General features: G+C 69.5%; 12 protein-coding genes and 1 pseudogene. 5 read left to right on the top strand and 8 right to left on the bottom strand.

What is annotated here, in order from left to right; genetic code table 11:
• Positions 1-10: 10 nt before the first annotated feature.
• Positions 11-1,258: an extracellular solute-binding protein gene (locus tag OIE49_RS33325; RefSeq protein ID WP_326805532.1), complete on the bottom strand. Its 1,248-nt coding sequence runs from the start codon at positions 1,256-1,258 to the stop codon at positions 11-13.
• Positions 1,259-1,512: 254 nt separating this feature from the next.
• On the opposite strand from OIE49_RS33325, the gene OIE49_RS33320 reads away from it, so the two are divergent.
• Positions 1,513-1,728 carry a dodecin gene (locus tag OIE49_RS33320; RefSeq protein WP_100570303.1) on the top strand — a complete coding sequence of 72 codons (216 nt, stop codon included), beginning with the start codon at positions 1,513-1,515 and terminating at the stop codon, positions 1,726-1,728.
• A gap of 27 nt (positions 1,729-1,755) precedes the next feature.
• Here OIE49_RS33320 and OIE49_RS33315 read toward each other — a convergent pair whose 3' ends face one another.
• Entirely contained in the window at positions 1,756-2,247 is a 492-nt protein-coding gene (locus tag OIE49_RS33315) for a phosphatase domain-containing protein (protein WP_326805531.1), read from the bottom strand.
• 180 nt (positions 2,248-2,427) lie between these two features.
• Between OIE49_RS33315 and OIE49_RS33310 the strand changes: the two genes are divergently transcribed.
• Positions 2,428-2,661, top strand: coding sequence for a hypothetical protein (locus OIE49_RS33310; RefSeq protein ID WP_100570301.1), 234 nt, complete (start codon positions 2,428-2,430; stop codon positions 2,659-2,661).
• 25 nt (positions 2,662-2,686) lie between these two features.
• Here OIE49_RS33310 and OIE49_RS33305 read toward each other — a convergent pair whose 3' ends face one another.
• The gene (locus OIE49_RS33305; protein ID WP_326805530.1) at positions 2,687-2,980 is read right to left on the bottom strand and encodes a hypothetical protein; all 294 of its coding nucleotides are present in this window, start codon (positions 2,978-2,980) and stop codon (positions 2,687-2,689) included.
• 299 nt (positions 2,981-3,279) lie between these two features.
• Between OIE49_RS33305 and OIE49_RS33300 the strand changes: the two genes are divergently transcribed.
• Complete coding sequence (locus OIE49_RS33300; RefSeq protein ID WP_326805529.1) at positions 3,280-3,879, top strand: DinB family protein; 600 nt, start codon at positions 3,280-3,282, stop codon at positions 3,877-3,879.
• Positions 3,880-4,138: 259 nt separating this feature from the next.
• Here the strand turns inward: OIE49_RS33300 and OIE49_RS33295 are convergent, their stop codons facing one another.
• The 3 genes from OIE49_RS33295 to OIE49_RS33285 all read right to left on the bottom strand — a co-directional run bounded on the left by OIE49_RS33295 (position 4,139) and on the right by OIE49_RS33285 (position 8,529).
• A complete protein-coding gene (locus OIE49_RS33295) occupies positions 4,139-5,785 on the bottom strand; it encodes an IS1182 family transposase (protein WP_326805528.1) in 1,647 nt (548 codons plus the stop codon).
• Between the two features lie 519 nt (positions 5,786-6,304).
• Complete coding sequence (locus OIE49_RS33290) at positions 6,305-7,336, bottom strand: ParA family protein (RefSeq protein ID WP_326805527.1); 1,032 nt, start codon at positions 7,334-7,336, stop codon at positions 6,305-6,307.
• On the bottom strand, positions 7,333-8,529 hold the full coding sequence (locus tag OIE49_RS33285; protein WP_326805526.1) for an ATP-binding protein: 1,197 nt from the start codon (positions 8,527-8,529) through the stop codon (positions 7,333-7,335). The genes OIE49_RS33290 and OIE49_RS33285 overlap by 4 nt, the downstream gene beginning before the upstream one ends.
• Before the next feature lie 160 nt (positions 8,530-8,689).
• On the opposite strand from OIE49_RS33285, the gene OIE49_RS33280 reads away from it, so the two are divergent.
• Positions 8,690-9,778, top strand: coding sequence for a DNA polymerase III subunit beta family protein (locus OIE49_RS33280; protein WP_326805525.1), 1,089 nt, complete (start codon positions 8,690-8,692; stop codon positions 9,776-9,778).
• 102 nt (positions 9,779-9,880) lie between these two features.
• Positions 9,881-10,135: pseudogene (locus tag OIE49_RS33275) on the top strand (8-oxoguanine DNA glycosylase OGG fold protein); the annotation flags it as partial.
• Between the two features lie 419 nt (positions 10,136-10,554).
• Here OIE49_RS33275 and OIE49_RS33270 read toward each other — a convergent pair.
• Entirely contained in the window at positions 10,555-11,061 is a 507-nt protein-coding gene (locus OIE49_RS33270) for a hypothetical protein (protein ID WP_326805524.1), read from the bottom strand.
• A gap of 499 nt (positions 11,062-11,560) precedes the next feature.
• On the bottom strand, positions 11,561-12,658 hold the full coding sequence (locus OIE49_RS33265; protein ID WP_401739972.1) for a hydroxymethylglutaryl-CoA reductase: 1,098 nt from the start codon (positions 12,656-12,658) through the stop codon (positions 11,561-11,563).
• Positions 12,659-13,027: the final 369 nt, after the last annotated feature.

The raw sequence follows: 13,027 nt of genomic DNA, 5'->3' as shown, positions 1-13,027 counted from the left end.
CCGTGGGCGGCTAGCCCAACTGCACGGTGATCCGCTGTGAGGCCTGGCGGGCCTCCTTCGACGGGTCGCCGCCGGAGAGGACCTTCGTCATGTAGTCCTTGATCGGGTTGTCGGCCTCGACCGTGGCCCAGTCGGGCGTGTTGGGGGTCGCCCGGCCGTGTGCGGCGCCCGCCGCCATGGCCGCGACCCCCTCCTCGCCCGCGACGGCGGAGGCAAGCTTCGGCTTGTTGGGGACGTAGTTCATGACGCGGGCCAGTTCGGTGTCCCACTTGGCGCCGGTGAGGGCCGCGACGACGGCGACGGCGCCCTCCCGGTCGGTGGTGTTCCGGGGCACGACGAGGTCGGAGCCTCCGGTGAACACCGTGCCCGGCCGGGCTGCGGTCTTGCCCGGCACGGGGAAGAAGCCCAGCTTGTCCTTGAGGGCGGGGTTCTTCTCCACGATGGTCTGGGCGAGTCCGGGCACCGCCACGATCTGGGCCACCTTCCCCTCGGCGAACACCTCCGCCTGGGGCGGGTGTTCCTCGTCGGCGTCGACCGGACCCCGGCCGAGCGACTGGAGTTGGCGGTAGAACTCCATGCCGCGCAGCGCGGGCTCACTGTCCAGGGCGCCCTTCCATCCGCCGTTGGTCTCCTCGGCGAGGTCGCCGCCCTCGTCCCAGATGAACCCGGAGAGCGTGTACCAGTCCTGTCCGGCGAGGTAGATCCCCTGGTTGCCGCCGGAGTCGAGCTTCTCGCCGGCGGCGAGCCACTCGGTCCGGGTGCGGGGCGGTCTGGTGACGCCGGCCTGCTCGAACAGGTCCTTGCGGTAGATGACGACCCGGTTGGCCGCGTACCAGGGGATGCCGTACTGGGAGGAGTTGTCCAGCCCGGGCTCGGCCAGGCCGGGCAGCCAGTCCTCCATGTCCCAGTCCCGCATCGACTCCAGCGTCAGATTGGTCAGCCTGCCGCCCTTGGCGTACTGCGCGACCTGGGTGTTGCCCACCTCGATGACGTCGGGGCCGTCCCCGGCGCGGTCCGTGAGCGCGGTCTGCACCTTCGGGCCGATGCCGGTCCACTCCTGGATGCGGATGTCGAGCCGCAGGTCGCCGTGCGTGCGTTCGAAGTCCTCTGTGAAGCGGTCAAGGAAGTCCTGGGAAGCGCTGCCCTTCATCATCCACACGGTGACGGTCTGCCGCCCGCCGCCGCCCTGCGACAGCACACCGCAGGAGGAGACCAGGAAGGAGGACGCACACAGCAGAGCGACGAGGCGAGGTCTCACGAGGGGTCCTGTTCTTTCCGAGGCACAGGGAAGGGGCCCGACGTGGGGGGACGAGCGGGGGCTCGCACGGGTGTGTGCGATTTTGGTATGGACCAATGCCCGGGTCAAGTGATGTCCGGCTTGCCGTACTTCTTCGTCTCGCGCCCCGCCCCGGCATACGGCACGGTGGAGTGACCCGCGCCACACGTGCGCCCGGAGGCCGTGACGCCCCGGGCCCGCGTCACCGGCGCCGCCCGCCGAGAGGAGCCACCCTCATGACCGACCACACGTACCGGGTCACGGAGATCGTCGGCAGCTCGCACGAAGGCGTCGACCAGGCCATCCGCAACGCCATCACCCGCGCCTCGCAGACCCTGCGCAATCTGGACTGGTTCGAGGTGACCCAGGTCAGGGGCCAGATCGAGGACGGGCGGATCGAGCATTACCAGGTCGGCCTGAAGGTCGGCTTCCGGCTGGAGGAGGGTGACTGACGCACCCGCGTCCGTCACCCTCGTACGTCAGGTACGTCCCTCGGTCTCCTGCGCGGTCCTCAACTCGGCGGACGGCGCGGTCCAGCGGGCGCGCAGGACCCGGAACCCCGCCTGCTCGGCGTCCGCGCACACCAGCTCGTCGTCGTCCACGAGGACGCGGATCTCCCGGCCGCGGGCGAGCCTTCGCAGGATCTCCAGCTTGGTGCGGCGGGCCGGCCTGCGGTCGCTGTCGCGCCGCATGTGCACGCGGCCCTCGGGCAGCCCGTGGGCGGCCAGCCAGTCCAGGGTGTCGCGGCGGCACCGCTCCGGCCGCCCGGTGAGGTACACGATCTCGCACTCCTGCGCGCTCCGGCGGGCCAGCTCCACACCCTGTCGGATCGGCGGATCCTCGGGCGCGGCCGCGAAGAAGCCGTCCCAGTCTCGCGGGCGGCTCTGGAGGAAACGCTGCCGGTGCGCCGTGTCGGCGAGGGTGTTGTCCAGGTCGAACACGGCGAGCGGCCGTCTGCTGCTGTCCGTCACCCCGCCAGCGTAATCGGGCCCTCCCCTCGGCGGCCCGCGCACGCCGTGGACCCTAGGGCCACTCGTTTGGATCAGGCCGGGCTCGCGGGCCCTGGCACCGCTCCCTGATCCGGCCTGATCCAAACGAAAGACCCTAGCCGTCCGGATGCGGGCCGCCCGGCCGCATCCCATGCTGGGTACATGCCCGGAGCACTGCCTGTGATCGTGCACCCGCCCTCCCCGACGGGCGGGCGGCGCGTCCGCGTGAACGGCGAGATCCTGGGGCTTGCCTACAGCGTCGCCGACGTCGCCGAGTTCCTGCGCCGCGCGGGGCTCGACGTCGACCCCGTGGAGGTCTCGGTCTCCCCGCTGATCGACTGGCGCGGGGGCGGCCCTGAGTACTGGGGCCCCGAGCCCGACAACACGCGCGGCTGAGCGTCGGGGCCGCGTTCGGCGCGCTTCAGGTCGTTTCCGTCACGCGCGTCGTCTGGATGGTGACTCCGCCGCCCGCGCCTACGGCGGCCACCACGGCCTGGTGCAGTTCCCGGCTGTGCCGCTCGGTACGGCAGGGCACGGGGCTACCGGTGAGGGTGAACCATTCGGAGGTGCCGGTGTACCCGACCGTCACGTCGGCCTCGTTGCCGTCCCAGGTGGTGTGGACGGTCAGATTGCCGGTGACGACCCCGGCCTCGTCCGTTCGTACGCCGCCCCGGCCGGTGAAGACCCCGGGGGTGGTCCAAGATGCCCAGGCCATGCCGTCAACCTTCTTCCCTGCTCCTGCGCTCGGGTCCCGCGCACTTCCCACGGTCACCCGGCGGCCCCCCGTCTGTCATGGGGCCACATGGCCTCACCGCACGCCGTCGGCCCCATGGGCGGCGCTCGGCACGGGACCGGATCGCGACCGGCCGGTCACCGCCTCGATCACGGCAGCTGTCCGGTCGCTCATGCCTCACCTGCCTCGGACCCGTACCTTCAGCTTGTCTTCCACATCCGCCCCACGCACCCGGGCACGGACGGGCCCCGTTGTCAGTGCCGGTCGGAAGACTGTCCGGCATGATCGAAGCAGACCCGAAGGCGAACCTTCTCCGCTATCTGCAAGACGCCCGTGACGCCCTGCTCTGGAAGCTCGAAGGGCTCTCGGAATACGACGTACGCCGCCCTCTGACCCCCACCGGCACCAACCTGTTGGGGCTGGTCAAGCACACCGCGGGCGTGGAACTCGGCTACTTCGGCGACACGTTCGGCCGGCCGTTCTTCAGGGGGGATCCGCCGCCCTGGTGGTACACGGAGGACGCCGAGCCCAACGCGGACATGTGGGCCGCCGCGGACGAGTCGCGCGAGGAGATCACCGGGCTCTACCGGCAGGCCTGGGAGCATGCGGACGGGACGATCACGCAGCTGCCGCTCGACGCGACTGGTCGGGTCCCGTGGTGGCCGGAGGAACGGCGAGAGGTGACCCTCCACCACATCCTGGTCCGCGTACTGTCCGACACCCAGCGGCACGCCGGCCACGCCGACATCGTCCGGGAACTCATCGACGGGACCGTAGGCCTGTCACAGGGCGCCGCCCACATCCCTCCGGGCGATCGCGTCCGGTGGGAGAACCACCGACGCCGACTGGAGCGCACCGCACGGGAGGCGGGCGAGGACTGAGAGGGCGCTGATCCCGCTCGGCTGTGCTGGGACAGGCGCCTGGGCGTGAGCGCAAAAGGCCGCCCCGGCTTCGCACGAACGAAGTATGCGAAGGCGAGGCTGCGCACGTCGGGCGGGCGGCGTAGGTCATGGCCAGCAGCTCCTCGCGGGCCTGGTCGATGACCTCGACGAGCACCTGGGCTGTGGCACGCACCGGGACGGCCGGTGTCGAGGGCCCGCTCCACACGGACGCTGTTGGTTAATTCCGCCCCGCTGGATCTCATCCAGCGGGGCGGAGTGCTGCGAAGGGCGAAACGCGAGTCTTGGCGAGTGGTCTGCCGGTGAGCCAGGCATCGATGCGGGCGAGGTTGATGGCGGCGCCGGTGCAGTAGTGCTGCAACCGGGTCTTGGTGAGGCCGCGGTAGCGGGATCTGCGCAGGCCGAACGCCTGGACGCTCTGTGAGATGGTGCCCTCGACGCCGGCTCGGTGTCCGTAGCGGCGGCGCCAGTGGTCGGTGTCCTGCTCGATACGGGCCTGTTGAAGGATGTCGTGCTCGGTCTTCGGTCTCAGGGTCAGATTGCGGCCGGTCCTGGAGCTGGTGCACGAGGTCCGCAGTTCGCAGGGGTCGCAGTGCCGGGCAGCGAACCGGACCCGGGTGACTGGGGCCTCCCACTGGCTTTGGGCTTCCCGCCACTGGACGCTGGTTTGGCCTCCGGGGCAGACGGCCTTGCGTTGGTCCCAGTCGATGGTGAAGCGGGTGTTGTTGAAGACGTTCCCGGTCGCCTGTCCCTTCACGGTGGTGGGCTTGACCGGACCGACCAGTTCGATGTCGTGATCGCGGCGGGCGTGGTGGATCTGTTCGGCGTCGATGTATCCGGCGTCCACCAGGTGCTCGTCCGGCAGCAGGCCCCGTTCGGCCAGGGCGGTGTGGATGTCCTCCAGGACGAGGACGTCGTTGACGGGCGCCGGCGTGGTGCGAATGTGGGTGATCAGATGCGGTGCGTCGGGCTCGCAGGTCTCGCTGAGGTGGACCTTGTAACCGGACCAGCCCAGATCCCGTTTCGAACCAGTGCGGGCCTCGGGTTCGTAGGGGGTCCGTAAGCGGATCAGGCCCGGCGGGAGGTCCTTCGTCCCCCGCCAGCGCACGGCGCCCTCAACGTGGTGGAACTGCTGCACCCAGGTCTGCCGCAGGAACTCCACTGCGGGCAGGCTCTGCAACGTGGGCGGTGACGCGGCCGACCAGACGGCCTCCAGCAGCGTCATGCCGTCGGTCCCGCACTGGTCGGCGTGTTCGACGCGGGCCGCCCACCGGGACGCGAAGCGGCTGTCCTCCGGCCTGGCCGAGTAGCGGTCGAACCACTCCGGCGGCGACACCGTCACCAGCCAGTCCCCGGCCTCCGCCGCCACCTGGTTCAGTGCCGCCCGCAGTGTCTCGACCACGAACTCCAGACGGTTCAGGTCTCTTGTTGCGGCCAGCACATGCGTGGCATCCGTGCGCTGCCGCTTGCCCGCCTTGACCAGCCCTGCCTCGCCGGCCGCCCGGAGTACTGCATCGAACATCATCTGGACGGCCTCGCCGTCGACCAGCCGGGCACGGAACTCGCTGAGTACCGAGAAGTCGAATCCGGTGTCTGCCAACTCCAGCGAGAGGGCGTACTTCCAGTCCAGACGGGAGCGGACCGCGTGTGCGGCCTGCCTGTCGGTCAGCCCCTCGGCGAACTGCAACACCGACACCAGCGCGAGCCGGGCCGGAGACACCGCCGGCCGCCCCCTGACCGGAAACAGTTCCTCGAAATCGGCATCCGAGAACACCGGCCCGAGCGCATCCCGCACCCGCATAACCGGGCAGCCCTTCGGGAACACCGCACGTGCCAGCCGAGCGGTCTCCTCCGGAATCTCCGCCAGATCCACCCCACGCAGGGACACCGAACCCACCCCTCAACACGACGACGGCCTGCACAACCCCAACGGGGTCATCCAGGCCGTCGTCACGCCCGCACCCGATTTACCAACAGCGTCCACACGGTGCGGACCTGGACCGTGTCCCGCGCCCGCAGCAAGGCGGCGACATATCCCCGCACAAGGCGGCCGCCTCGGCCGGCGGGACCGACTCCGCTTCCATGGCGTCGTACACCTCTGCGACGGCGACACCGACTCCCGAGGTCGCGAGCTCGGTCAACGCCCTTTCCCTAGAACGTCGTTGTGCCAGCAGGCCAACCAGGTCCTTGCCTCGGTACAGTCCGAGGGCCGCCACCGCGGCCTCGACGGCGGCCTCGAACCGGTGCCGGTCGCCTTCGTTCACTTCCGCGTCGCACCCGTTCTGCGCCATGTGGGATGGCTGTCCCCCGACGACAGCTGACGCGCGTTTCTGTGAGGCCGCGCAGCCGTGGTCACGGTCGCGCGGCCTCAGGCGTCTCCGTCTTCCGCCGTTCACGCGCTGCCCACTTACCGGGCTCGAGCCAGAACCTCCTTCGCCAGCTCACGGAACTCCCGGTAGCAGGTCTGCACGTACTTCTGGGTGCTGCCGAGCGCGCCGTCGGCCGCTTTCAGGTCGAACATGGGTTTCCTCGCATCGTGCGCGAGCGGCGTGAGACTGCGGTAGTTGCGCAAGGTGGCGATGCGGTGCCGGTCGCCACCTTGCTCCGGCGCTCCCTCGCCCAGTACGGCCGCGGAGTAGACCCAGGGGATGCGCTGCAGCCACCGCTCGTACGCCTTCACGGGTCTGTCCAGCCGCATCTCCGGCTGCATGATCACATAGCCGAGGGGGCGCATCTCGGCGCGCGGCGCGGAGAAACCGGCGGGAACCCGGGGCAGGACGAGTTGCTGCCAGTCCCTGCGCCAATCGCGCAGGGTGGGGCCGAGGTTGCTGAGCCCCTTGAGGGAGAAGAGGTCGGCGGCGAGCGGCATCAGCACATTGTCGGCCGCGATGAGCGCAGCCCTGTTGATCGCCCCGAGGTTGGGCCCCACGTCGATCAGGACGATGTCGGCGTCAATCCCGTCGGCCGCCTGCTCCACCACGCGGTGGAAGGCCGTGGTGGTGCGGATCGCCGCGATGTCACCGGCAAAGGTCTTGAACCACTCGTTGGACAGCTTGTCCTCGAAGCGGCTCAGATCAAGGCTACCGGTCAATAGCCAGAGCCCCGGCTGGAGTTCGGCCGGTTCGATGGGGGCAACGTCTCCCGTGCCCTCCAGGATGGGCCGCACCGCGTCGGCGATCGTCTGCCCGTTGCGCACCCGGCCGGTGCCGGGCAGCGCGGAGGCGACAGCGCCCTGAGCGATCAGCTCGGACTGGTTGTCCCACAGTTCCTCGATCTCGGTCTCGTCCAGGCACATCGAGGTGAGGTTCGCCTGAGGGTCGAGATCGACGGCCAGCACCGTCAGACCGAGCCTGCGGAACATGTGGGCCAGGTGGTAGGTCAGGGTCGTCTTTCCCACCCCACCCTTGTTGTTGAAGAGCGCGATCGACGTCCGCTTCATGAGGCCCTCCGGAGGATGACGGCCCACGACGACGCGTCGACCTGGAATTCGGCGGGGGGATTCCCGTTGCGCGCGAGCGATGCCCGTACCCGTCCGATCCCCCGCCCGAACCGGTTCACATAGCCGAGCCCTTTCATCGCCGCGGCGAGGGATGGGTTGCGGTAGTCGTTCACCCGGTCGAAGTTGTCGTCCCGGACCTGCCCGTAGGGTCCTCCGGGATTGGTCACCTCGATCCGGTCGTCGAACCAGGCGATGCGCACGGGGGCGTACGAGGTCTCGTAGTTGCGGTGCATCAAGGCGTTCATCGACACCTCCCGCAGCGCCTCCAGCGGATAGTCGGGCTGCGGAGTCTCCCGGAATCCCTCCTCCACCAGACGCGTACGAAGGTTGCTGCGCAGCAGCGGTTCGAGTCTGGCCGCCATGCCCACAAGGTTCTCGCGCAGTTCCTGGTCGTCGGTGACGGGCGCGTCGAGATCCACGCCCTGGTACCGGACGAACTGTACGTACGCCCCGGGGATCAGGCTGCCGGGGTCGAGCCCGACAGCGAGCAGTCCGAGAGCGGTCGGCCGACCGTCCGGGGTGGTGAGGTGCAGGGAGGAGAGCTGCTGGTGCACCGGGCGCCCGTTCTCCTCGATGACCTCAGGTCCGACCATGGACGGCAGGTAGTCGCTGCGGAAGAGTTCGAGGTCCAGGTCGTCGAGGGTCGCGCACGGCACGGGCCTGCTGTCGAAGGGACCGTCTCCGGCCCGCCGACGCTCGGTGAGGACTCGCTCGTCCTCACGCGTGGCCTTACGGGTGGTCGGACCGGGCCGCACCCACACGACTCCGTCGAAGCGCACGGGCAAGGCGGCGGATGCCTCCACGTGGATGTGCACCACGGGCTTGCCCCGGTAGGTCGCCGCCCGGACGGTGAAGGACGGCCGGTCCAGGATCCTGCCGTCGTCCCGGAGGTCGGTGAGGGCCAGCAGAGCCCGGTCGCTGACGTCCACGTCGTCGACCGGGGTCCCGTCGTCCGCGACGCCGATGAGGATGTCCCCTCCGCCCGTGCCGACGAGATCGTTGGCCATCGCGCAGACGGCATTGCCGATGGCGTCACCGCGCTTGCCTTCCCGCTTGGCGGTCCGCTTGAACTCGAGGGTCGGGGTCTCACGGGTCCCGAGGGCGTCGGCCAGATCTACGTCATGTGCGTTCACACAGAGTATTGTGCCGTTCGCCCGACGCCGAATGCCCTTCGGCGGCCTCGCACCTGCCGCACTCCCCTGCTCGGGCTCCGCGCCACTGTGTGATCGAGAACGAACCGGGGTTGACCCTCGACCTTGTGGAGGGCCCAGAGTTCCGGGTGTGGAGAACGACATGCGCAGCATCGGGGAGATGGCCCGGGACAGCGGACTGAGCGTGAGCGCGCTCCGGTTCTACGACCGGGCCGGTGTACTGGTCCCCGCCTGGGTGGACCCGGTGAGTGGCTACCGCTGGTACGACCCCGAACAGTGCGACGAGGCCGGATTGCTGGCCCGCCTGCGCCGGGCCGGCATGCCGCTGGCGGACATCCGCCTGGTGCTGGCCGGCTGGTCCAGCGCGGACACCGACCTGGTGCGGAGGCTCCTCCAGGCGCACCTGCACCGTCTCGAGCTCGGTCTGTCCGATGCCCGCAGTGAGTTCTCCGCGCTCCGAGCAGTACTCGACCACAGGGAGAACCCCATGGCCTCTTCGCTCCGCACCGCCACCGCCCGGCTGTCCGTCTCCGCCCTGGAGCTGGCCGCCGCGCTCGACGCGGTCCGTTTCGCGGCCAGTACCGATCCGGAGCTGCCGATGCTCGGCGGGCTCCTGTTCGACATCGAGGGTGAAGACCTCCGTGTCGTGGCCACCGACCGGTACCGGATGGCCGTCGCGCGGGCACGCACCGCCCGGCACGGCGCGGGCCGCGCGCAGGTCATCGTGCCCCTCCCGCTCGCCGACGCGATGCGGGCGCTGCTGGACGGCGGGGAACCCGTCCACCTCGCCGTGGACGCCGGCCGTGTGACGTTGGAGGCCGGGGACCGCCAGGCGGTCGGCCAGTGCCTCGACCACGACTTCCCCGACTACCGGCGCATCGTCGCCCTGCCCGCCGGGCGCCGGGCGGTCATCGACGTGGCCACCTTCCGCAAGGCTCTGGAGACGGGCCCCGTCCGTGCGGACAGGACGCGCGAGCAGGACGGCGTGTCCTACGACCTCAGCGTGCTCGCCGTGGCGAACGACGGCACGGTGACCGTCCGCGAGGACGACGACGACCGGAACCACGTCGCCGTCAACCGCGAGTTCCTGCTGCACGCCCTCACCGCCGGTGCCAGGGACGAACTGCTCCTGGAGTTCGGCGCCCCCACGGCCCCACTCGTGATCCGCCGCCCTGACGACGAGCACACATTCTCTCTGCTGATGCCGGTCCGCCTCAACGACCAGGGGTGAGGCCGGCCGTTGGCGGGGTGTGCGGCGCGGAAGAACGTGCCGCACACCCGCCGGGTGCCGGACTGAGTACAACTACTCAGCTCGACGTTCAACCTCGGACCGGCGTTCTTCACCAAGGTGCTGTACTTCGCCGGTCACGAGCGATCGGTTGAACCGTTCCGTCCGCTGATCCTGGACAGTGTCGTCGCACGCGCGTTGCGGACTGCGGACGCCGACGTGAAGTGGCCGGGTGGCGGCTGGACGACGCCGCAGTACGAGCGGTACCTGTCCCTCGCCCATGACCACGCACACCGGGTGGGTGTCCTGCCGGACCAGGTCGAGGCCACGCTGTTCCGATACGGCAAACGGCTGCGGTGACGCACCACGCGTCCCCGCGTCCGGCCCGGCACTCTTCCGCAGCCCTTCGAGTGCCGTCGCCGGCTTCTCTTCTGGCGCGGCGCCCCCTGTTGTCGAGCCCCCACACGCCGGTCGATTTTGGCGTAACCCCGCAACTTCGGCTTGGATTTCCTCTTCTTCGCCGACTGGTCCGCCACAGACTGGGTCGGCGTGAGGGAAAGCCGTGGTGGCATGGCGCACGGTGGAATCGCGTACGCGGCGAAGGCCCGTTCGGTCTCGACGGCGGCCCAGCGCCGGATGCGGGGCGAGACCCCCGCGCACAGGACGCCGAGTCGGGACAGCACCCGGGCCAGGTACGGAACCGGGACGAGGCACGGACGCCCAACGCACGACTGCCTGCGATGGCGAGGCCGGCGATCCGGCCCCGCCATCGCTCCGCGTCAGCGGCTGCCGCGGTAGTAGGTGACGTCCCAGTGCGAGCCCTCGCGGGCGTAGATGTTCCCCGACGGCGCCTTGTACTGCTTCGCGCGGTCACTGCGCTCGCCCACGTAGCGGAACGTGCGGGTGATGTACGAGTTCACGCACGACGTCAGCTTGACGTCGATCTTGTAGCCGTTCCAGTGGCTGTACGTACCGGAGGCGTGCCCCTTCTCCGTGCCGGCGGTGAGCGTCACCGCGCACTTGCTCGCCTTCTTGAAGTCGATCACCCCATCGACGGTGCTCTTGTTGATCTGCTCGAAGGAGGTGCACCTGCTGTTGTCCCGGTTGCTGCACCCGCCCGACGAGACCCACGTGACACCCGCCCGCTTCAGCTGCTGCTCGGCGGCAGCCTGCGAGTACTTCGCGGGTGCGGCGGTGGCGGCGGGTACGGTCGCCGCCAGCAGGCCTCCGGCGAGCAGTGCGGCCGAAGTGGCGAGTGCGGCGGGACGGGCCGTACGTGACCTCATGAGCAGTGGCTCCTTTCCTGAGCGCTTCAGTTACGCCTGAGTCACTGCCCGGCGGGCATTTGCGGCATTCCCTCGCAAGGGAGCGCGTAGTGGCACTCCGGCGCACCATGATCCCCACCGCGCGCGGCCGTCGGGAGACCTCCGCGCCCCGTGTGCCTCCTGGTTGACCCACGCGCGAGGCCAGCCACCGGAACTCGACCTTGCCCTCTGCCAACTCCCCGGCCATCTTGTCGCTTGCTGTTCTCAGTGGTCGTGCTGGGTGTGAGCCGCCGCCGGCAACTTGCCGGCCTCCGACTTGCCCGACCCGCGCAACCCGCGACGCGAGCCAGGGTGAGCCGTTCCGCGCCTGAGCTTGTGGTTGCTACTCGGCCCTCCAAGCGTGTGGTGTGGACGGCAACTTGTCCCCCGCGCCCACCCCACGCACGCTGGGAACGGGCGGGCAGTGGGGCGCGGAGACCGTCGGGCTGTCCTGCGGCGCGAGCGGGGCGCTAGGGGACGGTTACGCGCAGGGGACCGCACCGGGTCTGTTGCGCCCGAGTCGTTCGTGGGCGCTGACGAAATGCCCGGAGACGGCTGCCGAGACCGTCGAGAGGTCGAGGGCGAGTGCGAAACCGGCGATCACCTCGGCCAGGCGGACGGCGCTTCCCTTCCCCGTGCAGCCCATCATCTCCAGGAGTTCGCGCTGGGCGGGAAGGTGGGTGCCGCCGCCGACCGTCCCGAGCGCCAGTCCGGGGAGGGTCATGCTGGCATAGACGCCGCCGTCCGATGTCCGTTCGAGGATGAACTGCCCCACGCTCGACTCATGAACGCATGCGATGTCCTGACCCGTCGCGGTGAAAATGGCCGCCACGATGTTGGCGGCGTTCGCGGTGGAGCCCAGCACTCCGCCGTGGACGGCCCCGGACGCGATGTGGTGATAGCCCATGGTCAGTTCATCCGGCGTCGTGTTCAGGACACGCTTGACGATGCCTTCGGGAAGGACGCAGTCGGCGGTCACCCTGATTCCGCGGCCTTCCGTCATGCTCTGGAAGGACGCCTTTTTGTCGCCGGACGTGTTTCCCTCGATGATGAAGGACTCGAGTTCCTGGCTGTCCACCAAGTGGTCCTGTTCCAGGATCCATTGACAGGCATGCCAGGTGCAGGCAGTGGTCATGTTCTGGCCGGCCGCGTCACCGGTGGTGTAGGTGAACTTCAGGTGGACGGTCCTGCCCAGCACGGCGGGCTCGATCGAGACGAGTTCGGCATGCTTCGACACCTGCCGGACGACGGTTCGGAGGTCGTTGAGGTACTGGCTGATCGTCAACGCGAAGAGCCTGGCTGCCGGCATCCTGGAGAAGGCGAACACCGGTGCGCGGGTCATGCTCTGCGCGACGGCACAGGTGCTGACTCCGCCGGCCATGGTGACGGCCAGCGATCCACGGGTCGCCGAAGAGACCAGGGCGCCCTCGGTGGTCGCCATGGGCGCGTAGATTTCGCCCTGCACGTTCTCCCCGCGGAACAGCAGTGGCCCTGCCAGACCGACCGGGATCTCGACGCTTCCGACGAACCCCTCGATGTTTCCGGTCAGTCTCCCGGCGTCGAGTTGCGTCCGATCCATGGAAGGCAGACCGGTCCCGGTCACGGAGCGGATCCAGTCGAGCCGTTGAAGCCGAGCCGACTCCGTATAGATCCCTCTGGCGGGAACGTACCTTCCCACGGAACGGATCGGGCGAGCTTCACGTGGGTCGTCTCGTAGGCTCATGCGGCATCACTTCCCTTTTCTCGGCTGGTGTTCTCTGACGGGTCTCTTCGCGGCAACGTGATCACTCAGGTCCGTTGACAACGTCTTCGTGCGGTTGCTCGCGGCTCCCCCGGACAGCCCAACGAGCACACCCCCTTCACGTCACCGACACTTCTTCCGCCCCTGCCGGGCGGCCGGCCGCGGGTTGCATAGAATTGCGGGGTTTGCCCCCCTTGCCGCCCGCGC

This window comes from Streptomyces sp. NBC_01788, assembly GCF_035917575.1.
Lineage (GTDB): Bacteria > Actinomycetota > Actinomycetes > Streptomycetales > Streptomycetaceae > Streptomyces.
The sequence above is the reverse complement of the archived record's forward strand: the minus strand, read 5'-3'. Positions and strand labels throughout refer to the sequence as shown.